23 protein-coding genes are annotated in these 22757 nt (G+C 59.6%); 9 read left to right on the top strand and 14 right to left on the bottom strand.

Annotated elements, in window-relative coordinates; genetic code table 11:
- Positions 1-74: 74 nt before the first annotated feature.
- The gene (gene moaB / locus ACA052_RS07880) at positions 75-614 is read left to right on the top strand and encodes a molybdenum cofactor biosynthesis protein B (protein ID WP_497649145.1); all 540 of its coding nucleotides are present in this window, start codon (positions 75-77) and stop codon (positions 612-614) included.
- Positions 598-1824, top strand: coding sequence for a molybdopterin molybdotransferase MoeA (locus ACA052_RS07885; protein ID WP_497649146.1), 1227 nt, complete (start codon positions 598-600; stop codon positions 1822-1824). The genes moaB and ACA052_RS07885 overlap by 17 nt, the downstream gene beginning before the upstream one ends.
- Before the next feature lie 64 nt (positions 1825-1888).
- Here ACA052_RS07885 and ACA052_RS07890 read toward each other — a convergent pair whose 3' ends face one another.
- Positions 1889-2197 carry a hypothetical protein gene (locus tag ACA052_RS07890; RefSeq protein ID WP_497649147.1) on the bottom strand — a complete coding sequence of 103 codons (309 nt, stop codon included), beginning with the start codon at positions 2195-2197 and terminating at the stop codon, positions 1889-1891.
- A 226-nt stretch (positions 2198-2423) separates the two neighbouring features.
- On the opposite strand from ACA052_RS07890, the gene yegS reads away from it, so the two are divergent.
- Positions 2424-3341, top strand: a complete 918-nt coding sequence (gene yegS / locus ACA052_RS07895; RefSeq protein ID WP_497649148.1) for a lipid kinase YegS — start codon at positions 2424-2426, stop codon at positions 3339-3341.
- On the opposite strand, the gene ACA052_RS07900 is transcribed toward yegS, so the two are convergent.
- From ACA052_RS07900 to ACA052_RS07910, 3 genes are all read right to left on the bottom strand, one after another.
- Positions 3325-3984, bottom strand: coding sequence for a response regulator (locus tag ACA052_RS07900; protein ID WP_497649149.1), 660 nt, complete (start codon positions 3982-3984; stop codon positions 3325-3327). The two genes, yegS and ACA052_RS07900, sit on opposite strands and share 17 nt — an antisense overlap.
- Positions 3981-4874, bottom strand: coding sequence for a sensor histidine kinase (locus ACA052_RS07905; protein WP_497649150.1), 894 nt, complete (start codon positions 4872-4874; stop codon positions 3981-3983). The genes ACA052_RS07900 and ACA052_RS07905 overlap by 4 nt, the downstream gene beginning before the upstream one ends.
- A 493-nt stretch (positions 4875-5367) precedes the next feature.
- Positions 5368-5838, bottom strand: coding sequence for a hypothetical protein (locus tag ACA052_RS07910; RefSeq protein ID WP_497649151.1), 471 nt, complete (start codon positions 5836-5838; stop codon positions 5368-5370).
- Between the two features lie 462 nt (positions 5839-6300).
- Between ACA052_RS07910 and ACA052_RS07915 the strand changes: the two genes are divergently transcribed.
- On the top strand, positions 6301-7236 hold the full coding sequence (locus tag ACA052_RS07915; protein WP_497649152.1) for a chemotaxis protein CheV: 936 nt from the start codon (positions 6301-6303) through the stop codon (positions 7234-7236).
- A gap of 90 nt (positions 7237-7326) precedes the next feature.
- Complete coding sequence (locus ACA052_RS07920; RefSeq protein WP_497649153.1) at positions 7327-8133, top strand: MOSC domain-containing protein; 807 nt, start codon at positions 7327-7329, stop codon at positions 8131-8133.
- Positions 8134-8203: 70 nt separating this feature from the next.
- Here the strand turns inward: ACA052_RS07920 and ppnP are convergent, their stop codons facing one another.
- The 8 genes from ppnP to ACA052_RS07960 all read right to left on the bottom strand — a co-directional run bounded on the left by ppnP (position 8204) and on the right by ACA052_RS07960 (position 17574).
- A complete protein-coding gene (ppnP, locus tag ACA052_RS07925) occupies positions 8204-8488 on the bottom strand; it encodes a pyrimidine/purine nucleoside phosphorylase (protein WP_010461229.1) in 285 nt (94 codons plus the stop codon).
- 61 nt (positions 8489-8549) lie between these two features.
- Positions 8550-9101 carry a 3'-5' exonuclease gene (locus ACA052_RS07930; RefSeq protein WP_497649154.1) on the bottom strand — a complete coding sequence of 184 codons (552 nt, stop codon included), beginning with the start codon at positions 9099-9101 and terminating at the stop codon, positions 8550-8552.
- 71 nt (positions 9102-9172) lie between these two features.
- A complete protein-coding gene (locus tag ACA052_RS07935; RefSeq protein ID WP_497649155.1) occupies positions 9173-11134 on the bottom strand; it encodes an acetyl/propionyl/methylcrotonyl-CoA carboxylase subunit alpha in 1962 nt (653 codons plus the stop codon).
- 107 nt (positions 11135-11241) lie between these two features.
- Positions 11242-12039 (bottom strand): enoyl-CoA hydratase/isomerase family protein, encoded by a 798-nt coding sequence (locus ACA052_RS07940; protein ID WP_497649156.1) that lies wholly within the window; start codon positions 12037-12039, stop codon positions 11242-11244.
- Positions 12036-13193, bottom strand: a complete 1158-nt coding sequence (atuD, locus tag ACA052_RS07945; protein ID WP_497649157.1) for a citronellyl-CoA dehydrogenase — start codon at positions 13191-13193, stop codon at positions 12036-12038. The genes ACA052_RS07940 and atuD overlap by 4 nt, the downstream gene beginning before the upstream one ends.
- 76 nt (positions 13194-13269) lie before the next feature.
- Positions 13270-14883 carry a geranyl-CoA carboxylase subunit beta gene (atuC, locus tag ACA052_RS07950; RefSeq protein WP_497649158.1) on the bottom strand — a complete coding sequence of 538 codons (1614 nt, stop codon included), beginning with the start codon at positions 14881-14883 and terminating at the stop codon, positions 13270-13272.
- Positions 14884-14886: 3 nt separating this feature from the next.
- Positions 14887-15771 carry an SDR family oxidoreductase gene (locus ACA052_RS07955; protein ID WP_497649159.1) on the bottom strand — a complete coding sequence of 295 codons (885 nt, stop codon included), beginning with the start codon at positions 15769-15771 and terminating at the stop codon, positions 14887-14889.
- Positions 15772-15783: 12 nt separating this feature from the next.
- Positions 15784-17574 carry an acyclic terpene utilization AtuA family protein gene (locus tag ACA052_RS07960; protein ID WP_497649160.1) on the bottom strand — a complete coding sequence of 597 codons (1791 nt, stop codon included), beginning with the start codon at positions 17572-17574 and terminating at the stop codon, positions 15784-15786.
- Positions 17575-17764: 190 nt separating this feature from the next.
- Here ACA052_RS07960 and ACA052_RS07965 point away from each other — a divergent pair, with 190 nt between their 5' ends.
- The 3 genes from ACA052_RS07965 (at position 17765) to ACA052_RS07975 (ending at position 20391) form a co-directional block, all read left to right on the top strand.
- Positions 17765-18388 carry a TetR/AcrR family transcriptional regulator gene (locus tag ACA052_RS07965; protein WP_497649161.1) on the top strand — a complete coding sequence of 208 codons (624 nt, stop codon included), beginning with the start codon at positions 17765-17767 and terminating at the stop codon, positions 18386-18388.
- Between the two features lie 94 nt (positions 18389-18482).
- Complete coding sequence (locus tag ACA052_RS07970) at positions 18483-19277, top strand: substrate-binding periplasmic protein (protein ID WP_497649162.1); 795 nt, start codon at positions 18483-18485, stop codon at positions 19275-19277.
- Positions 19278-19377: 100 nt separating this feature from the next.
- Positions 19378-20391 (top strand): GNAT family N-acetyltransferase, encoded by a 1014-nt coding sequence (locus ACA052_RS07975; protein WP_497649163.1) that lies wholly within the window; start codon positions 19378-19380, stop codon positions 20389-20391.
- Positions 20392-20450: 59 nt separating this feature from the next.
- Here ACA052_RS07975 and ACA052_RS07980 read toward each other — a convergent pair whose 3' ends face one another.
- Positions 20451-20618, bottom strand: coding sequence for a DUF2897 family protein (locus tag ACA052_RS07980; RefSeq protein ID WP_081744012.1), 168 nt, complete (start codon positions 20616-20618; stop codon positions 20451-20453).
- Positions 20619-20883: 265 nt separating this feature from the next.
- Positions 20884-22248 carry an ethanolamine permease gene (gene eat, locus ACA052_RS07985; RefSeq protein WP_497649164.1) on the bottom strand — a complete coding sequence of 455 codons (1365 nt, stop codon included), beginning with the start codon at positions 22246-22248 and terminating at the stop codon, positions 20884-20886.
- Positions 22249-22663: 415 nt separating this feature from the next.
- Between eat and kdpF the strand changes: the two genes are divergently transcribed.
- A complete protein-coding gene (kdpF, locus tag ACA052_RS07990) occupies positions 22664-22753 on the top strand; it encodes a K(+)-transporting ATPase subunit F (protein ID WP_007899818.1) in 90 nt (29 codons plus the stop codon).
- The last annotated feature ends 4 nt before the right edge of the window (positions 22754-22757 follow it).

Consider the following 22757-nt stretch of genomic DNA (forward strand, 5'->3'; position numbering starts at 1 on the left):
CTCCATGGAGGCGGCGAAAAAATAGGGCGCTGTGATATAACACCGGGCTGTTTCTCCTACAACTGGACGAGCCTATGAAAGCCAAGGCTGATGTACCTTTCGCCCCGCTCAACATCGCGGTGCTGACTGTCAGCGATACCCGTACCCTGGAAACCGACACGTCAGGACAAGTCTTCGTCGACCGCTTGAGCGCTGCCGGCCATCACCTGGCTGCGCGGGTTTTGCTCAAAGATGACCTCTACAAAATCCGCGCGCAAGTCGCGAACTGGATTGCCGACGATGTCGTGCAAGTGGTCTTGATCACTGGCGGCACCGGGTTCACCGGACGCGACAGCACGCCGGAAGCGGTGAGCTGCCTGCTGGACAAGCAGGTCGATGGTTTTGGTGAGCTGTTCCGGCAAATTTCAGTAGCGGACATTGGCACCTCGACTGTCCAGTCCCGAGCATTGGCGGGTCTGGCCAATGGCACACTGGTCTGCTGCTTGCCGGGTTCGACAAATGCCGTGCGCACCGGTTGGGATGGAATCCTTGCCGAGCAGCTGGATTCACGGCACCGCCCGTGCAATTTCGTTCCTCATCTAAAGCAGGCGGCACCCTGTGAATCCCGCGGGTAAGCCAGGCAAGGCAGGCAGCCTCATGGCTGTCGAGATGGCGCTGGCACGCTTGCTCGACATGGCCGAGGCCGCACCGATTCGCGAGCGTGAACGCTTGCCGTTGGCGCAGGTTGAGGGTCGTGTGCTGGCCGATGACCTGATTTCGACACTTGATCTGCCGCCATGGCCCAACAGCGCCATGGACGGTTATGCCTTGCGCCTGTCCGACGGGACAGGAGAGCCGTTGGTGGTCAGTCAAAAGATTTTTGCTGGCCAGGCCCCTGAGCCTTTGAAACCAGGAACCTGCGCACGAATCTTCACCGGTGCGCCAGTTCCCGCCGGCGCCGATTGCGTTGAGATGCAAGAAAACGCCGAAGTGCAGGCGGATGAACGCGTTCGTTTCACCGAAGCCATGACCGTCGGCCAAAACATCCGTCCACAAGGACAGGAAACAACCATTGGTGAACTGATCCTGTCCGCCGGCACGCGTCTGGGGCCGATCGAACAGGGCCTGGCGGCATCGCTGGGGCGCGCAGATCTGGAGGTTATTCGCAAGGTGCGCGTTGCGGTTCTGTCCACCGGGGACGAATTGATTGAGCCGGGTCAGCCACTGGGGCCGGGACAGATCTACAACAGTAATCGGGTGTTGCTCTGCAGCTGGTTGCAGCGCCTGGGCTATGAAGTGATCGATGCCGGCATTCTGCCGGATAATCTGGAGACCACTCGTGCTCGTCTTGGCGAATTGAAGAATGTCGACCTGATCCTCTCGACAGGTGGCGTATCAGTGGGCGAGGCCGACTTCCTGGGCATTGCCTTGCGAGAAGAGGGCGAGTTGACGTTGTGGAAGCTCGCCATCAAACCTGGCAAGCCGCTGACGTTCGGGCATTTTCGCGGCGTGCCGGTGATTGGTTTACCCGGCAACCCGGCGTCGACGCTGGTGACTTTTGCGTTGTTGGCAAGGCCTTATCTGTTGCGTCGTCAGGGCGTCAAAGAGGTTGAACCCCTGAAGTTTCAGGTGCCGACAGGGTTTGACTGGCCCAAGCCCGGCAATCGCCGCGAGTATTTGCGTGGGCGTCTGGAGAACGGTCGGGCAATCATCTACAAGAATCAGAGTTCGGGTGTGCTGCGCAGCGCCGCCTGGGCCGACGGTTTGGTAGAGGTGCTGGAAGGTCGCACGTTGATAGAAGGCGACAGCGTAAACTTCATACCGCTCAGCGAAGTTCTCGGCTGATTAGTGCCAGGCTGCATCCTGCAAACCCGGTTGATCGAACCGGGTTTTGCGTTCATGGCGCTGCCTATTGAGCCAACAGTGTCACGACCTGGTCGAAACGACTGTTGGCGATCCAGGCCAGAACCGCGAGGACTACAGCGGTTCCCCCTGCTGAGTACGCGAGCCGGTGTTTGATGGATTTGACGTCACCACGGACTTCATCCATGTCCCGTCGGATGTATTTGAGGTGTGTCTCCAGTTCGATGACGCGAGGTTCCATATCAACTTCTCCCATGGGTTTTGCGCTGTTCTTTAATTCGGCCTGATGATTGGCGCGTTTTTCTGCGAACGGTTCGACCGGAATGGCCGGTGACCGGATGTCATGGCTTTGCATCTCACGTCCCTGTGTATTTCCTGCTGGATGACTGATAACCGCCACACCAAGGTGTACCAATCACACGCGGCGGTCAATTGAGCCGATTCCTCACGTTTTGTAGGAAAAATCCTGGCGTGTAGGACAACAGGCTGATCGACTGTAAATAAATCAATTTTTTGCGACTTTTATGGGGTGTACCGAGGTCAACATCTGCCATATGGATTCAATCATGGGAGTGAGCACAATGAGCGAACACAAGGCGATGTTGATTTTGCATGGCAAGCAGGCGCTCAACGAGGCGGTTCGTGCGGCCGTCGAAGGCAAGCGCGAACAAGGTTGGGAATTGGCCGTTCGACTGACTTGGGAGGCAGGTGACGCGCGGCGATTGGTGAACGAAGCGGTGGCAGCCGGTTATCGGCAGATCATCGCTGGCGGCGGCGACGGCACCTTGCGTGAAATCGCCGAGGCTATGGCTGAACATTCTACGCAGGCCAGCCTGGTGCTCTTGCCGCTGGGGACTGCCAATGATTTCGCGCGCGCCGCCGGCGTGCCTCTGGAGCCTGCACAGGCACTGGAGCTTCTCGATGTTGCCCCGAGTGCCATTGACCTGGGAGAAGTCGGCGGACAGCTGTTTCTGAATATGGCCACGGGCGGTTTTGGCAGCCAGGTCACGGCAAACACCTCGGAGGATCTGAAAAAAGTCCTCGGCGGCGCCGCTTACCTGTTCACCGGGTTATCGCGATTCAGTGAATTGCACGCGGCTTATGGCGAATTGCATGGTCCGGATTTTCAGTGGAGTGGCGAGCTGCTGGCGTTGGGCATCGGCAACGGCCGGCAAGCGGGCGGCGGGCATGTGTTGTGCCCGCAGGCACTGGCTGACGATGGTCTGCTGGATATCAGCATTCTGCCTGCGCCACAGGAAGTGGTCGGCACGTTGAAAAGCCTGCTGACCGATGGCTTCGGTATCGACAACCTGTTTGTACGGGCGCGCTTGCCATGGGTCGAGATCAAGGTCTCGGAAGGTCTTTATATCAACCTCGATGGTGAACCCCTGGAGGGCGACAGCCTGCGTTTCTCGGCACGCCCGGCCGCATTGCGGGTGCATTTGCCCGATCACTCGCCGCTGCTGAGTGTTTCCGGAACGGCTAATCGTCCAGGCTGATAATCTGCTCACGCACGGCAAACAGCACCAGGCCAGCCACGTCGTAGATCTGCAAGCGTTTCATGATCTGCGAGCGATGGGTTTCGACAGTCTTGATGCTCAGGCCCAGTCCATTGGCGATTTCCCGGGTGGATTTTCCGCGAACGATCAACCGCAGGATCTCCAGCTGACGTGTCGTCAGATTGTGTGAGTCGCTCGTTTCTGCCTGGTGTTTCTGGGTTCGGGTCAGCGCCTGATTGATCACCGTATGGGCGATAGCCGGGCTCAGGTAGCGTTCGTTGTTGCGCAAGGCATCCAGGGCGTGTTCGAGCTCGGTGGCCGTCGTGTCCTTGAGCAAGTAGCCATGGGCGCCGGATTCCAGTGCCTGCATGATTAGGGTGGGATCGGTGTGCATCGACAGGATCAGCACTTTGCTTTGTGGACGAACGCGCTTGAGTCGCTGCAATGCGTCAAGGCCGCTGGTTTCCTTCATGGAAATATCCAGCAGCACAATGTCCGGAGACAGCTGCTCGACCATTTCCAGTAGCTGCGAACCGTCATTGGCTTCACCAATGACGGCGTAACCAGGAATATCCAGCACCAGAGCGCGTACGCCAGCCCTGATCAGCGAGTGGTCATCCACCAGAAGTAAGTTACAAGTCAATGCAAAACCTTATTCGTACTGGCCCGTTCGAGCGCACGAGGCGCCCAAGGAAAGAGAGCTTCAATTTGAGTGCCTTTGCCCGGCTCGCTGGTAACACTCAGTGTGCCACCCAGTTGATCAATCCGTTCTGACATTCCCGCCATCCCGCGTTGCCCCTCACGACCGGGATCGGTCGCAGGCGCGAAGCCCAGACCGTCATCGCTGATCAACAGCGTCAGGCCTTTAGGCAGGCGTTGCAGGCGAACCAGCAGGTTTTTCGCTTCGGCATGGCGCAAAATATTGGTCACGGCTTCCTGAGTGATGCGAAAGGCGGCCACCGCCATTTCCTCTGGAATACCGGTCAATCGCTGATGACATTCCAGGCTCCAGTGCACCGGCGTATTGGCCAGGGTCTTGAGCAAATGCTCACGCAGGCTGGCTTCCAGTCCAAGGCTGGTCAGTTGCCGAGGATTGAGAATGGCCGAGACATCACGAACTTTGGTCAAAGTCTCTTCCAGCGTGTCGCAGAGCACCGAGCACTGCTCTTGAAGTTCGTCAGGCATTCGGCGTTTGAGCCATTCACTTTGAAGTTTTGCCGCTGTCAGCAACTGGCCAATGTCATCATGCAATTCTCGACTGAGGCGGTGGCGTTCGTTTTCCTGAACCTCCAACAGTCGGTCGGCCAGTTCTTGAGGCTGAAACTTGATCGATTTGCGCGACAGGCGATGCTGCACCCAGACACACGCCACAGCCGCCATATTGAGCATCAGCAAAGCCAGCGGCAGGCGAGTGGACAAGGCATAAACCAGCAGGCTGCCAAGTACCGAAGCGGTGCATAGCAACAGCGTGAACCGTCGCGCGTTTTCTCGGGAGGGTGGCCACTGAGTGATTGACTTGAGGCTGGCGTACATAGCGGATGGGAAGCCAATGGATGTTTGCTGCGGGCAGACCGGTCATGTTGGCTGACGGATCTCTGTCTTGTTGTTTTAGGCGTCCACTCCGGCGGCGCGTACGTCAGAGTTCATCCTGTATTGAACGTCGTCGGGATGCACGCCTGGAATCACTCTGCCATTATTTGGCGTCAACTAATGGTCGGCATAATACCACTTAAGATACCGTTGGTCGCGCTCGCCATATGAGTTCGTGCTTCCGCAAACACGGGGTTATAGACGAGAGTTCCACAATGGAAAAAGTAGGGTTGTTATCGTTTAAGGATGTCTATTATTCCTGATGTTTATTACCAGGCAAAACCCTAGACAGGGCTTACAGTCAGTTGTCGGCAAAAATAGTTAATGGCCTGGGTTTGTCGTTATCAGGTATGAATTATTCAATAGCGACATGCGCAAAGTTATTGCGCTGTCATCGCAATAAAAATATCGGGCACGGCATAGTTGCCTGATGCCTTTAAGCTTGTCGCCCCGAGTAGGAAACGAGTGTGAACGGTTTGGAATTAGCCGGTGGCTGAAACTGGCTTTGTCCCACCTGAAAAGCGAAGGCTTCGATCAGTGATGTCTGTTCACTGTCGTCGAGGCTTAGCTGACCCGTGGTCTGATCAATGAGCTCGAGTTGCCAGGCGATCAGCGTCAGGCAGTCTTTCAGCGCGTCCAGGGCCTGGTCGTGCAGATCCATGTGGTGCTGGGCATGGTTCAACAAGCCGTGAATGTGTAGGGAAAAGTCCGAGACGGCCGCCAGAGCCAGCGCATCAGCCTTGCTGGCCAGTTTCAGGAGGGTGCTAAGCATGCAGTCGATGGCGTCCTTGTCATTGCTGATCAGTTGCAAATGACTCAGGCATTCCTCGGTTTTGGCCAGGAGAGTTTCAGCCTCGACGAGAAATTCCGGGAGCCGTTGAGCCCACTCTTTATGGTCGTTCGGCATGCTTATCTCCACAACGTCATGTCAAATGAGGGAACGCCGTGTGTGTCGACGAAGACAAGAAATGTCCCGGCAAAGCCGTTTCGTCGTGAGATCGCGATTCGATCGGCCTGGCGACAGGCTGAGGAACACGAGAGGGCGGATGGCCACTTACCTGCGATCGCACACAAAAGCCTGACTCCGTTCATGCAATGAGAATGGCGTCACATTAATGGCTATTGGATATTGCGAATATCAGGATGTTCCTGATTGTTACTAGGGGAATCCCTTACACAGGGGAACCAAACGAACGAACCGAGGTCGTGTCGCCGGAAATGATGCGGATGAATTCACAGGGTCAGTAAAACATGATGTTAATGTGACATCAATGCCTGTGCGTGGCATTTTGTACGGGGGTCAAGGTCCGGCGACAACAGCCGATAACCCTCTTTAGTAAATTCATCAGAACAAGACCAGGAGTCATTGATGGCCGGCATTCTCGACACGGTAGACCAACGCACGCAATTAGTGGGTGAGAATCGCCTGGAAATTCTCATGTTCCGGTTGGCCGGGCGCCAGTTGTTCGCCATCAACGTGTTCAAAGTGCAAGAAGTACTGCAACTGCCGAAGCTGACACTGATGCCACAGCGCCATCCGTTTGTGTGCGGCGTGGTTAACCTGCGTGGCCAGACCCTGCCGGTGATTGACCTGTCCCAGGCCATCGGCATGCGTCCGTTGGTGCCAAGCCCCACCAGTACGATCATTGTCACCGAGTACAACCGGTCGGTGCAGGCGTTCCTGGTCGGTGGCGTCGACCGTATCGTCAACATGAACTGGGAAGCCATTTTGCCACCGCCGACCAGCGCTGGCCGTCAGCATTACCTGACCGCCATCAGCAAGGTCGACGACCAGTTGGTGGAAATCATCGACGTTGAGAAAGTACTGGCCGAAATTGTCCCGTACAACGCCAAGGTGTCTCGTGAAAAACTCGAAGACCCGGTGCTCGAACGCGCCCGTGGCCGCGAAGTGCTGTTGGTGGACGACTCGAACGTAGCCCTGGCGCAATTGCGCGACACGCTGGGCCAACTGGGCGTGAAGATGCACATTGCCAGCGATGGGTTGAAGGCGCTGAACATGCTCAAGGCCTGGGCTGATAGCGGTGTTTCCATGACCGACAAACTGCTGATGGTGTTCACCGACGCGGAAATGCCGGAGATGGATGGCTATCGTCTGACCACCGAAATCCGTAACGACCCACGCCTGCGTGGCCTATACGTAGTGCTGCACACGTCGTTGTCCGGTAGCTTCAACGACTCGATGGTGAAGAAGGTCGGCTGCGACAACTTCCTCTCCAAATTCCAGCCGGACAAACTCGTAGACGTGGTGCGCCAGCGCTTGATGCTCGACGAAGTGCCCGCCTGATTCCGACACGAGCGATCAACCCCAGTCATCAGGCTTTGATTCGGCGATCAAGCTCGTATAGGGTGGCGTTTTTGTACCAGGGAGCTGGCCATGCTGCGTCTGAGCGCGCTTTATCGTTATCCATTGAAATCCGGCAAGGGTGAGACCTTGCAACAGGTTGGGCTCGACAAACTGGGCCTGGACGGTGACCGACGCTGGATGCTGGTGGATGAGGCGAGTGGGCGCTTCCTGACCCAACGTGCGGTGGCGCAGATGAGTCAGTTGTCGGCGTTGTGGGATGCCGACGGCGGTTTGACCCTCAATGCTCCCGGCCACTCGCCGATCGAAATTGCCTTGCCAGCCAGCGACGCCGAACTGCGTGGCGTGACGATCTGGCGCGACACCTTGCGCGTTCCCGATGCAGGCGATGAGGCGGGGGCGTGGGTCAGTGAATTCATTGGCAAGCCGACTCGCTTGGTGCAAGTACCGGTTGATCGCGCGCGAACCACGCAGGCCGGTTATGGCAAGGACGACGATAAGGTGGCCTTCGCCGATGGCTTCCCGCTGTTGCTGATCGGGCAGGCGTCGCTGGAAGACTTGTCGCAGAAGGTTGGCCGTTCGCTGGAAATGTTGCGCTTCCGGCCGAACCTGGTGATCGAGGGCAGTGAAGCGTATGCCGAAGATGGCTGGAAGCGCATCCGCATCGGCGATGTCGAGTTCCGCGTGGTCAAGCCGTGCTCACGCTGCATTCTGACCACCATCGACCCGCACACCGGTGAGCGTAGCGAGGATCGCGAACCGTTGGCGACCTTGCAGAAGTACCGTGCCGAGGCGGATGGCGCGATGTTTGGCCAGAATCTGGTTAACGACGGCTATGGCCAACTTGAAGTCGGCATGCCCGTCACGATCCTCGAATAACCGCCCCGAAATGAAAAATGCCCGTGTCGCTGGACACGGGCATTTTTTTTACGCTGCGAAACTCGAGGTTTTAGCCGCGGTATTCGCACAGGTAAGCCGTGTCGACGGCCACTTTCAGCTGGAACTTGCTGTTGGCAGGCACGTTGAACTGGCTGCCGGCGGCGAAGGTTTCCCAGTCGGTGCTGTCTGGCAGCTTGACGGTCAGGGCGCCGGTCACCACGTGCATGATTTCACGCTGGCTGGTGCCGAATTCGTATTCGCCCGGAGCCATGACGCCGATAGTCGCAGGACCTTCAGCGGTGCCAAAGGCGATCGACTTGACGGTGCCGTCGAAGTACTCGTTGACTTTAAACATGGGCGATTCCTCGAAAAGGGCTGAAAAGGGCTGGCCAGTATGCACAAGGCCCTCCGTGTCGTCACCTGTCTAGAGGGGGGAGAATCAGCGGCAATAAGCGCGCAGTATTGCGCGCATCTTCCAGCGCCCGGTGTTGCTGCCCGGTGAATTGCATGCCCGCCAGTTGCAGGGCGCCGTTGAGCCCCAGCGGGCGTTCCAGCCGTCGAGCCTTGGCAAAGCGCTGTTTGAGGTTCATGTGGGGCACTCGGCTGAGCTGGCTGTCGAGGTGCAGGCGCTGCCATTCCTGAAGCAGTTGTTGACGATCGTAATCGCCCCAACTGGCCCAGCCTTCCAGGCGCGAATGATGGTGGCCGAGCCAGCGTTCGAATATCGCCCAGATCTCGATCAGCGGCTGCGCGGCATCGATATTGGCTTGGGTGATGTGAGTCAGCTCCCGGCAAAACGGCGTCAGCACAGGCCGGCGCAACGGACGGACGAAGCGCTGGAAATGATCCAGTTCCCGACCCTTGCGGTCCACCAGGGTGGCGCCGATTTCGATGATTTCCATTTCCGTTACTGGCCAGCCACCCTCATCGGTGGTGGCTTCCAGATCAATGACCAGCCAATGAGGCATCGCAGGGTTCCTGGTATCCGCGTCCTGATAGGGCTTGAGCGTAGCCAAACCCGATGGATCCGCCTAGGGGCTTATTCGACCTCCAACAAAATCTGACGATTTTTTACCTGATCACCCACCTGCACCTGCAAGCGCTTGAGCACTCCGTCGATACCTGACTTGAGGGGATGCTCCATTTTCATGGCTTCCAGCACCACCAATAGCTGGCCCTTGGTGACCGGGCTGCCCTCACTGACCAGCACGTCGACGATGGCCCCGTCCATCGGCGCTTTAAGGGTGCCGGAGCTGACGCTGGCCTGAGTGCTGACCAACGCTTGTGTGCGATCCACCAGCCGCAGGCTGCCGGGGCGGATGAACAGCCAGAGTTGCCCGGCTTGCAGGCGATAGGCATGGCATCGGCGGATGCCATCGATCGTCAGGGTCGCCCGACGTCCATCGCTCTGAATGATCTGCAGTTCAAGTGTGCGCCCACCGACTTGAATCCGATACGGCTCGCCGGGTACCGCGTGCAGTTCCACCGGCCAATCCTGATCCTCGAGGCCGATGCGATAGGTCAACGGCACGCTGGCGTTGTTGCGCCAACCGGCCAAGGGGGCGCGATGAGTCTGCGCCGAGGCTTGATAGAACAGTGCCGCCGCGACGGCCAGTTCTTCTGCGCTGGGCACATGAGGATGGAGGCACGGATGGTCAGCGAAATAGGTCGGGATGAACCCGGTACTGAACTCGCCGCTGATGAACTGTGGGTGTTCCAGCAAACTGGCGAGCAAGTGCTGATTGCTCTGCAGGCCCAGCAGCACGCTGTCCTGTACTGCCCGCAGCAACTTGCGCCGGGCTTCTTCGCGGGTCGCGCCATAAGCGATGAGCTTGCCCAGCAGCGGGTCATAAAACGGGTTGATGTCCTGGCCTTCGACCAGGCCATGGTCGATGCGTACGCCTGCCTGCAGCGCGGGCTCCCACGCGCTGATGCGCCCGGTCTGGGGCAGAAAGCCCTGGGCCGGGTCTTCGGCGTACAGGCGCACTTCCATTGCATGCCCGTTCAAGCGCACCTGCTCCTGTTGCAGCGGTAGCGGTAGTCCCTCGGCGACGAGCAGTTGCCAAGCCACCAGATCGAGCCCGGTGATCAGTTCAGTCACCGGGTGCTCCACTTGCAACCGGGTGTTCATCTCCAGAAAGTAGAACCGCCCGCGCGCGTCCAGCAAAAATTCAACCGTGCCGGCGCCGACGTAGCTCACCGCTCGCCCGGCCTGCAGCGCCGCTTCGCCCATGGCCTGGCGCAGTTCGCCGGTCATTACCGGGCAGGGGGCTTCCTCGATGACTTTCTGATGACGGCGTTGAATCGAGCAATCGCGTTCGCCGAGGTAGATCAGGTTACCGTGCTGGTCGCCGAACAACTGGATTTCAACATGACGCGGATTGACCAACGCCTGTTCGAGGATCAGTTCACCGCTGCCAAATCCGTGCAGGGCTTCGGAACGAGCGGTGCGAATCTGCGCCAGCAGATCGTTGGCGTCGTGCACCAGGCGCATGCCGCGTCCACCACCGCCGGCACTGGCCTTGATCATCAGCGGGTAACCGATGCGCTCGGCTTCACGGCTCAGGGTCGCGTCGTCCTGCTCAGCGCCTTGATAACCTTCGATGCACGGTACGCCCGCTTTGATCATGGCGAGTTTCGACAAGCGTTTGCTGCCCATCAACTCGATGGCTTCGGGGCTGGGACCGATGAAGGTGATGCCGGCGAGCTGGCAGGCCAGGGCAAATCCAGCGTTTTCCGAGAGAAAACCATACCCCGGATGGATCGCGTCGGCGCCGGTACGCCGGGCCGCGTCGATGATGGCCTGGATGTTCAGGTAAGACTGTTGCACCGGGGCCGGGCCGATGTTTACGGCTTCGTCGGCCATGCGCACGTGCAGGGCATCGGCATCGGCTTCGCTGAAGATGGCAACGGTGCGGTAGCCCAGTGCCTGGGCGGTGCGCTGGATGCGACAGGCGATTTCACCGCGATTGGCGATCAGGATTTTTTTGAGGGTGGGCATGGCGTTTTTTTCTCACGTTGTGCGGTGAATTTGAGGGCCTCTTCGCGAGCAAGCCCGCTCCCACAGGTTTGGGTGATCCGTAGGAGCGAGGCTTGCCCGCGAAGCTTTTAAGTGGCCCACCCCGGTTTACGCTTTTGCACGAAGGCCATGGTCCCCTCGACGCCTTCCGCCCCGGTCACCGCCTCACTGAACCACTCGGCGGCCTCATCGAGCAACGCTCCCGAAGGCTGCCCGGCGCTCGCCAGCAACAGTTTTTTAGTCGTCGCATTCGCCCCCGGTGCGCAACACAGTACATGGGCCAAAATTTCATCGAGACGCTCGGCCAACGCTTGCGCGTCGTGCTCGACAAAATGCACCAGCCCCATACGTCGCGCCTGGGTGCCATCGAACCGAGCCGCTGTCAGGGCCAGTCGTCGGGCCTGGGTCAGGCCGATGCGCTGCACCACGAACGGCGCGATCTGCGCCGGCAGCACGCCGAGGCTGGTTTCCGGCAAACCGAATTGCGCCTGATGATCCGCCAGGGCGACATCGCTGACGCAGGCCAGGCCCAGGCCACCGCCGAGCACCGCGCCTTGCAACACCGTTATCACCACTTGCGGTGCATGTTGCACCTCTTGCAGCAGCGCGCCGAATGCTCGATTCAAATCGCGGTACGCCGACGCACCTTGAGCGCGGGCGTTGGCCATGTCCTTGATGTCGCCACCGGCGCAAAAATGCCCGCCGGCACCGCCAATCACCAGCGCGCGAATCTCACGGTCGTCGCGCACGGCCAAAAACACCGCACGCAGTTCGGCGACCATCAGCAGGCTCATGGCGTTACGGCTTTGCGGACGATTGAGGGTGATGTGCAGTACGCCGTTGTGCGGTTCGAGCAGCAAGGTCTGGCAAACCGGGAGGGCGCTCATTTGTTTTTCCCCGGAAGGATGCCCATGAGTTTGCAGATGATCCCCAGCATGATTTCATCCGCGCCGCCGCCGATCGACACCAGGCGCACATCGCGATAAGCCCGGGCCACCGGGTTGTCCCACATGAAGCCCATGCCGCCCCAATATTGCAGGCAACTGTCGCTGACTTCGCGACCGAGGCGCCCGGCCTTGAGTTTGGCCATGGAGGCCAGGCGAGTCACATCCTGGCCTTTGATGTACTGCTCGGTGGCCTGATAGACCAGCGCGCGCAGGCATTCGATTTCGGTTTGCAGTTCGGCCAGGCGAAAGTGAATGACCTGGTTGTCGATCAGTGCGTTGCCGAAGGTTTTGCGCTCCTTGCAGTACTCGATGGTGCTGTCGATGCAATATTCCAGGCCCTTGATCATGTTCGCCGCACCGAACAAGCGCTCCTCCTGGAACTGCAGCATCTGCATCATGAAACCCGCGCCTTCATGGCCGATGCGGTTGCGTTGCGGCACGCGCACGTTATCGAAAAACACTTGGGCGGTTTCCGAGCTGCGCATGCCGAGCTTGTCGAGGTGAGAGCTGAGGCTGATCCCGGGTGTGTTCATCGGCACCATGATCAGCGACTTGTTGATGTGCGGTTTGTCGTCCGACGTGTTGGCCAACAGGCAGATGAAATCGGCGCTCGGCGAGTTGGTTATCCACATCTTGCTGCCGTTGATCACGTAGTCATCGCCCTCCTTGCGGGCGGAGGTTTTCAACCCGGCGACGTCGGAACCGGCACCGACCTCGGAGACACCTATGCACCCGACCTGCTCGCCGGTGATTGCGGGGCGCAGGAACTCTTCGCGCAACTCATCGGAACCGAAGCGCGCCAGCGCCGGGGTGCACATGTCGGTTTGCACGCCGATCGACATCGGAATACCACCGCAGTGGATGGTGCCGAACTCTTCGGCGGCGACAATCGAATAGCTGTAGTCCAGCCCCATGCCACCGAATTTTTCCGGTTTTGAAATCCCCAGCAGGCCAAGTTCGCCGGCCTTGCGGAAGATCTCGTGGATCGGAAAGCGCCCGGCTTTTTCCCATTCATCGACGTGCGGATTGATCTCGTGATCGACGAACTGGCGGACGGTGCGACGCAGTGCTTCGTGTTCCTGGGTGAAGATCATTTTTATTGTTCTCCTGTGATCCGTGATCGTTCCCACGCTCCGCGTGGTAAGGCCTCTGGGGACGCTCTGCGTCCGATCAACGCGCGACACCAAAACTGTTGGTTTGCAGCGGCCGCACGTCGGCCTCATGACAGATATCCAGCAAGTAGCCGAGCAAGGTCCGTGTATCGCGGGGGTCGATCAGCCCGTCATCCCATAGATTGGCACTGCCATAGAGCGCGGTGGACTGGCTGTCGAGTTTCTGCGCGGTGACCTGTTCCAGCATGTCGAGCATTTTCGGGTCTGGCACCAGGCCGTCCTTGAGCTGTTTGGCTTCGGTGACGATTCGCAAGACCTTGCCCGCCTGTGCGCCGCCCATCACTGCGGTGCGGCTGTTGGGCCAGGCGAAGATGAAGCGCGGGTCGAGGCCGCGGCCACACATCGCGTAGTTGCCGGCGCCATAGGAGCCGCCGACGACGATGGTCAATTTGGGCACGCGGGCGTTGGCCACGGCTTGAATCATCTTGGCGCCGTGCTTGATCACGCCTTGCTGCTCGGACTCGGTGCCCACCATAAACCCGGTGGTGTTGTGGAAGAACAGCAGCGGGGTCTGGCTCTGGTCGCAGAGCTGGATGAACTGCGCGGCTTTACTCGCACCCTTGGGCGTGATCGGGCCATTGTTGCCGATGAAACCACAGGCCCGGCCCTGAATCTGCAGATGACCGCAGAGGGTTTGCTGATCGAACTCGCCCTTGAATTCGAGGAAGTTCGAACCGTCGGCAATCCGCGCGATGATTTCGCGCACGTCGTACGGTTTTTTCGGGTCGTCCGGGATCAGGCCCAGCAGTTCGTCGATGGGGTAGAGCGGTTCCTCCCAGTGACGTTCCGGTAACCACTGCAGCTGATCGTTCCACGGCAGCATGCTGACGATTTCGCGAGCCTGGCGCACGCCATCGGCATCGTTCTCGGCCAGGTACTCGGCAGTGCCAGCGGTTTGCGCGTGCATCTCGGCGCCGCCCAGTTCTTCGTCGGTGGCGACTTCGCCGGTCGCGGCTTTGAGTAACGGCGGTCCGGCGAGAAACAGTTTGGCCTTGCCACGCACCACCACCACGTAATCCGACAGCCCCGGCTGATAAGCGCCGCCCGCCGTGGCAGAGCCGTGGACCACGGTAATCTGCGGCAAACCCATGGCCGACATGCGCGCCTGATTGGCAAAACTGCGCGCGCCTTCGACGAAAATTTCTGCGGCGTAGTTGAGGTTGGCGCCACCGCTTTCAGCGAGGGTGATCACCGGCAGTTTGTTCTCCATGGCGATCTGTTGCAGGCGCAGGGATTTCTTCAGGCCGCTGGGGGAAATGGTCCCGCCCTTGATCGCGCTGTTGTTCGCTACCACCAGCGCCCGCACGCCGCAGACGTAGCCGATCCCGGCAATCAGCCCACCACCGGCTGCGCTGCCGTCCTTGTCATCGTGCAGTTTGTAGCCGGCCAGGCTTGCCAGTTCGAGGAACGGTGCGCCGGGGTCGAGCAGAAGATTGAGCCTTTCGCGGGGCAGCAATTGGCCGCGTTTTTCGAACCTGGGCTTGGCTTCGGCAGCCTTGTTCAGCAGGTTTTGTTCCAGCTGACGGACGTGCTCGATAACGGCCAGCATCGCCGCTCGATTCTGGGCGAACTGTTCGCTGAACGGGTCGACTTGCGACGGGATCACCGGCATGGCTTATTCCTTGTCCTTGGGGGCGTCCGGCTGGAGCACTTCTGGCAAGTAGGCGCGGTGGAAGCCGTTATACGACTCACTGTTCGTCGCCTTGTGAATCGGCCACGCCCGACCTCCCAGGCTCGCGGCACCATCAATGCGCAGGGTGCTGCCGCTGACAAACGTCGCGGCCGGGCTCAGCAGGAAGACAATCGCCGCGCTGACCTCCGACTCGGTGCCGATGCGTTTGAGCGGTACATGCTCGCGCAAGGTTGGAATGACTGCCTTGAATGCGCCTTCGTAAGTGTCCATGCCACTGGATGCGATCCAGCCCGGTGCCACGGCGTTGACCCGCACGCCAGCGTAGCCCCACTCAAACGCCGCGGTTTTGGTCAGGTTATCCATGCCCGAGCGTGCTGCGCCCGAGTGGCCCATGCCGGGCATGCCGCCCCACATGTCGGCGAGCATGTTGACGATGGCGCCGCCGTGCTTGCTCATGGATTGATTGAACACTTCCCGGGCCATCAGGAAGCCGCCCACCAGGTTAGTGCGCATCACGGTTTCGAAACCTTTCTGATTGATCGACGCCAATGCGGACGGAAACTGTCCGCCGGCATTGTTGACCAGTCCGTGGATCGGCCCGTGCGTGCGAATTAACTCGCTGACCAGATGCTTGACCGCTTCTTCTTCGCGAATATCGCAGGTCTTCCAGTCAGCCTTGCCGCCATCCTCGGTAATCTCGGCGGTGACGGTTTTCAGTTTGTCGGCGTTGCGTCCCACCAGCAGCACATGGGCGCCGAGGGCGGCCAGTTCGTGGGCGGTGCAACGGCCGATACCGCTGCCGCCACCGGTGACGATGACGGTAAAACCTGCAAACAAATCGGCTTTGAAAATCGAATCGTAGGCCACGGCGGCAGTCCTCTAGTTGACCTGGTCGGCGATGCGCTGAGGCACCGGAATCTGTATGTCCAACAGTTGCTGGGCGAAGGCCTTGCCTTGCGGATCAATGCGCAGGCTCGCCACGCCACCGCCACCGAGGGCGTTTTCCAGCAGAAAATTCAGGCTGTGGCTGGCGGGCAGATACCAGCGTTCGACACGTCCGTGAATCGGGTCGAGCACATGGCTCATCCAGTCGACGATCACCGCCGGCGTCAGTGCTTCGGCGATCCACGGCAGGTACTCGGGATCGCGGGCGATGACGCCGATGTTGCTGTGGTTGCCCTTGTCGCCGGAACGCGCCACCGCGAGTTTGACCAGGGCCACGCTGGCGTCGGCCAGGCCAGTGGGTTTGGGTGGCTCGAACGGCACGGGCAAATCGGCGGTGTCGAGCACGTCGAGGGCGGGCAGGGCGCAGGGGTGGCGCTGGCCCATCAGCTCAATTTCCAGCGTGCAGGCGGTTTTGTCGATCAGGAACGAGAACAGCCGGATCAGCGGATAGACCGACGGCCGCCCACCGACGATACCCGTCAGCCCCGGCGCCATGCCTGTGGCGGCCTGGGCGATTTCCCGGGAGAACACAATCAATGCCTGTTTAGACGAATGACGCACGGCGAGCTTGATCACCACTTCGCGGCTGTCCTGGCGCTGGCCGTGGGGGCCGTAAGTGGCCTCGCTGCCCAGCAATTCGATGTTCACCTCGCTGTACGGCGCCCAGCCGCGTTGGCTGAAAATCTCCGACGTCTTGTTGATGATGGCTTCGCTGACTCGCCGGGCCTTGTCGACGGCATCGATGCCGGCGATCAGGCAACTGGCGGTGCATCGGAATCCATCCGGGTACGTGGCGCTGACCTTGTACTGATCGGTTGGCGGCAAGCCTTTTGCGCCATGCACCTGAACGGCATTCTTGCCTTGTTGCACGAGTTTGACTTGAGTGAAGTCACAGACCACATCGGGCAGCAGATAGGCCCGCGGGTCGCCGATTTCATAGAGCATCTGCTCGCCGACCGTCAGTGGCGTGACCAGTCCGCCGGAACCTTCGGGCTTGCTGACGACGAACTGGCCGTCGGCGCTGACTTCAACGATGGGGAAACCGATGTGTTCGTAATCGGGCACGTCGCGCCAATCGGTGAAGTTGCCCCCCGTGCACTGGGCACCGCATTCGATGATGTGGCCGGCGAGCGCAGCTTGCGCGAGCTTGTCGTAGGCGTGCCACGACCAGCCGAACTCGTGCACCAGCGCGGCGCTGACCACGGCGCTATCGACGACGCGCCCGGTAATCACAATGTCCGCGCCCAGTCGCAGGGCTTCGACAATGCCCGGCGCGCCGAGGTAGGCGTTGGTGGAGGCGCACAGCGGCGGAAGCGGCGCACCGCTGAACATTTCATGGACGCCAAGGCTGCTCAGCTGTTTGAACTGCGGCTGCAGGTCATCGCCCAGCAGCACCGCGATTTTCATCTCCACCCCGGCCTGGTCGCAGGCCGCTTGCAAAGCGGCGGCGCAGGCTTGCGGGTTGATCCCGCCGGCGTTGCTGATCACACGAATTTTCTGTTCGGCGAGTTGCCCCAGCAACGGGCTGAGGACTTCGATGAAGTCCCCCGCATAGCCGGCCTGAGGATCTTTCAGCCGCGCGCCGGCCATGATCGACATGGTGATTTCGGCCAGATAGTCGAACACCAGATAGTCCAGCCGGCCGCCTTCCACCAGTTGCGCGGCGGCGGTCGAAGTGTCGCCCCAGAACGCGCTGGCGCAACCGATTCGGATTGTTTCAGGCACAGTCCTCTTCATAACCACCTCCAACAGAAGTGCCTCGAGACTACCAAGCAAGCGCTTGGTTTGTAAACGGCTGAAATATCTTCTGCCCAAGCGCTTGCTTGGTTGTCGTTGCCAGCTTAAATTGCCCGCGAAACCCCGCTGTTTTAGCGGCGAAAGGCGCATTCGACTGAACGACTGTAGGAGAGAACGGGTGGACGAGCAAAAAGCCCTGAACGTCATGCGCGAGCTGGTCGCCAAAGGCCAGTTGACCGACCCGGACAGTGCCCGTGGCAAATTGCTGCAAGTGGCGGCTCACCTGTTTCGCAACAAAGGCTATGAACGCACCACCGTGCGCGATCTGGCCGGCGCTGTAGGCATTCAGTCGGGCAGTATTTTTCATCACTTCAAAAGCAAGGACGAAATCCTGCGGGCGGTGATGGAGGAAACCATTCGCTACAACACCGCGTTGATGCGCGCCTCCCTGGCCGAGTCCTCCACCGTGCGCGAGCGGGTGCTGGCGCTGATTCGGTGTGAGTTGCAGTCGATCATGGGGGGCAGTGGCGAGGCCATGGCGGTATTGGTCTATGAATGGCGTTCGCTGTCCAAAGAAGGGCAGGCACAGGTGTTGGCACTGCGCGAGATTTATGAAGACCTCTGGTTGCAGGTGCTGGGCGAGGCCAAGGACGCCGGTTTTATCCGCGGCGACGCGTTCGTCACCCGCCGTTTTCTGTTGGGGGCATTGTCCTGGACCACGACCTGGTTTCGCGCCGATGGCAGCATGAGCCTTGATCAATTGGCTGATGAGGCATTGATTCTGGTGCTGGAAGAGCGGTAATAAGGTTGTCTTGGCCGGCAGGAACTGGCTAAGTAGGCGAAACCGCCTAGCTTGATTGCATTGACGCGTATTTTTCGGGGAGTGGGTTGTTTTGATGTCTTCGCCAATTCGGACGGCTTCTCGGCTTTTGCTGGCAGCACTTGCAGCGTTATGGGTAATGCCCTCCCAGGCCGCACAACTGGTGCGGATCGGTGCCGCCCATTTTCCGCCTTATACCGTGCGCCCGGAGTCCGGCGCCGACACGGGTTTGCTGCCGCAGCTGGTCGAGGCACTCAATGCCTCACAAACCACCTATCAGTTCGTGCTGGTGCCCACTTCAATTCCCCGACGCTTCGGTGACTTCAAGCAGGGCCGGGTCGACATGGCCATTTTCGAGAACCCGGACTGGGGCTGGAAGGACATTCCCCACACCAACGTCGACATGGGCCTGGAAGACGCCGAGATTTTTGTCGCGCAACGCGTACCGGATCGCCAGCAGAGTTATTTTTCCGACATTGCCGGCAAGCGTCTGGCGCTGTTCAGTGGCTATCACTACGAATTCGCCAACTTCAACGCCGACCCGAGATTTCTCGCGCAAAACTACAACGCCACGCTGACGTACTCCCATGACAGTAACCTGCTGATGGTGCTGCGCGGGCGTGCAGATATTGCGTTGGTGACGCGTTCCTATCTGAGCGATTACTTTTTGCGCAACGAGAAGGTCGCCGATCAACTGCTGGTGTCCGAGCGTGTCGATCAGATTTATCACCACTACGCGATCCTGCGCCCCAGCGCACCGATCAGCGGCGAGGCCTTCGGGAAACTGCTGCAAGGGTTGCGCGACAATGGCCAGATGCTGAAGATTTTCGATCCCTACAAAATCGCCGTGGTGCCGGTACCGGGCAACTGAGAGTGCGCCGCAGGTCGCGTCGCCTCCAACTTCTCTTAAATTTCCCGCGCTGGCTCACGTCACCTCGTTGAACCGTCGACGATTACCGTGAGCCCGACCCATGTCCAATCTGAATGACCTGACTGCCCTGGCCTTACCGACAGGCAGCCGTCTTGTAGCTGATGAAACTGAAAGCCGATTGAGCCTGAGCCTGGACGGGCAGCCGCTGATTCACCTGCGCCTGACCCGCGAGCCCGAGTTGCAGGTGCAAGTGGAAGCTCGCTTTGGCCGCCATGACAGTCGCGCCATCTGGGCTGCGTGTTATTGGTTGTTCGCCCGGGACGCTGCCTGCCAGCGCCTGACCTGGCAACTCGATGAAGCTCCTGCCGAAGCGTTGTTCAGCGGGTTGCTGGTTGCCACCGAGATCGTCGGCCAGTTTCGCTGCGAGCGAACGCTGTTCTGGCAGTTGCCTCAACCCTGGCTGGGGGCGTCACTGACCGCGTGTTATCCACAGCAAATGGTGATCAGTGGTGGCAAGCGGCATCCATTGCGGCCGGTGAAACCGCAGGGGGAGGTGTATCGGCGTTTCGATGCCCGCCTCGGTGCATGGATTTCCCTGCGTACGCTGGACATCGATGCAGACCTGGTACGTTTCAATCGCTGGCAGAACAGCCCGAGGGTGGCCAGCTTCTGGCAGGAGGAGGGCAGTCTCGAACAGCATCGCGAGTACCTTGGCAAGCTCGATGCCGATCCTCATACCCTGACACTCATCGGTTGTTTCGACGATCAGCCGTTTGCCTATTTCGAAGCCTACTGGGCCAAGGAAGATCGCATCGCGCCGTTCTACGAGGCGGGTAATTACGATCGAGGCATTCACATGCTGGTGGGGGAAGAAAATCATCGTGGCCCGCGCAAGGTCGCGAGCTGGTTATCGGCGCTGGTGCATTACCTGTTCCTGGATGATCCACGCACACAACAGGTGGTCGCCGAGCCTCGCGCCGACAACGCGAAGATGATCGGGCACATGCAGAACCAGGGTTTCTACCGTGAAAAGGAGTTCGATTTTCCGCATAAGCGCGCGGCCTTGATGGCGCTGGGGCGTGAGCGGTTTTTTGATCGGTGTTCGCTGGCCTGACCCGGCGCAGTAACGAAAAATCGTCCGAAAGCCGTTCGGGCCTTCGGACGATGTTTCAGTCAGCGGTCCTGCGCTTCCTTGGCGTCCATTTCCGCATTACGTTCGGCGACGCGTTTACGTTGCTCTTCGGTCAGATCGACCTTGGTGGCGGTGTCACGCAACATCATCAAACCGCCAACGATCGAGCCGATTGCAACGACCAGAATCAACCAGGCATACCAGGGCATAGGGCTCTCCTTGAGGGCAGGCGATTGGCGAGGGTTTCGCCAACCGATCGTGCATACCACTTTGAGCGATGAGATTTCGCAGTGGTTCCATTCTATGCCTGTTATGCCCCGTTCACCTGTGCCGCCTCATCGAACCCACACATTCCCTGTAGGAGCTGCCGCAGGCTGCGATCCTTTGACTTTGGCATCATTTCAAACGCTAAAGATCAAAAGATCGCAGCCTGCGGCAGCTCCTACAGGATTGTATTGCCACGGGTCGTTGTTTTTAGAGGCCGGTCAGCATCGCATCGGCTGGCGCATCCGCGCGCAGTTGCGCCGTGAGCATGAAGTACACGAAACCCACGGCCATGAAACCGAGGAAGATCAACCCGATCAAGGCGTTGAACCATGCCATCGCCACCAGGCACACCACCGCCAGCACCAACGCGATCATCGGCACCAACGGGTAGCAGGGCGCGCGAAAGGTGCGCTCCAGGTTCGGTTCAGACTTACGCAGTTTGAACAGACTGAGCATGCTCATGATGTACATTACGATCGCGCCGAACACCGCCATGGTGATCATCGCGGCCGTCAGCGTCATGCCGCCGAGGTTGATCAAACCGTCGCTGTAGATCGCGGCGATGCCGATGAGGCCACCCGCGATGATCGCCCGGTGCGGGGTCTGGAAGCGTGACAGTTTGGCCAGTGATTTAGGCAAGTAACCGGCGCGGGCGAGGGCGAAGAACTGGCGGGAGTAGCCGAGGATGATCCCGTGGAAACTTGCCACCAGGCCGAACAGGCCGATCCACACCAGCATGTGCAGCCAGCCGGAGCTGTCGCCGACCACGGTTTTCATGGCTTGCGGCAGCGGATCGTTGATGTTTGACAGGGTGCGCCAGTCGCCGACGCCGCCAGCAAAGAACATCACGCCCATCGCCAGCAGCACCAAGGTCAGAATGCCGCTGATGTAGGCCTTCGGAATCGTGCGTTTCGGGTCCTTGGCTTCTTCGGCCGCCATGGCCGCGCCTTCGATGGCGAGGAAGAACCAGATGGCGAACGGAATGGCCGCAAACATCCCGGCAATCGCCGGTGCGCCGAACACATCGGAGCCGGCCCAGCCATTCAGGGCAAAATTGCTGAAGCTGAACGCCGGTGCGACCACGCCCATGAACACCAGCAGTTCAGCGACCGCCAGCACGCAGACGATCAGCTCGAAGGTCGCTGCCAGTTTCACCCCCAGAATGTTCAGGCCCATGAACACGATGTAGGCGCCGACCGCTGCATGTTTCGGGTCGAGGGCGGGAAATTGCACGTTGAGGTAGGCACCGATGGCCAGGGCGATGGCGGGTGGGGCGAAGACGAATTCGATCAAGGTCGCCAGCCCGGCAATCAATCCGCCTTTCTCGCCAAAGGCGCGGCGGCTGTAGGCAAAGGGACCGCCGGCATGGGGAATCGCGGTGGTCAGCTCGGTGAAACTGAAGATGAAGCAGGTGTACATCGTGGCGACCATAAAGGACGTCACCAGAAACCCGAGCGTACCCGCCACGCCCCAGCCGTAGCTCCAGCCAAAGTACTCACCGGAAATCACCAGCCCGACCGCAATACCCCACAGGTGCAAAGTGCCCAGCGTGGGTTTGAGTTGTGTGTTCATGCGTTTGCTCCCTGAACGGATTGGAAAGCTCGGGGGAGGGCGTGTGCAGCGGGCGTGCCAGTGTTGTGATGGCAGTCGTAAAGTGTAAAAACACGTCGTATCGGGGATGTTCGGCGCTGGATATGCGTTTTTTGTGCGTCAGTTAGGGGCATTGGTGTCCGTAATGCCGCCTTCGCGAGCAAGTCCGCTCCCACATTTGGAATGCGTCCGCCCGGATAACGCGATCTCCTGTGGGAGCGGGCTTGCTCGCGAAGAGGCCCGCCCAGACGCCGCATAATCTGGCTGTAACGAAGGCATAAACCCACTCTTTACGCTTTCTTTATGCCCTGCGGCACCCCTCGATCTCGTTCCTTTACAGCCTTCCTTCCGACAATGACTCCACACGCGGCAATACGCCGTAACACGGAGAACTTCCATGAGCGTTCTGGACGGGGTGTCACTGCTACTGGCAGTGGGGCTGTTCATTTATCTGTTGGTTGCGCTGTTGCGCGCGGACCGGAACTAGGAGC

Source organism: Pseudomonas sp. LBUM1644, assembly GCF_059716195.1.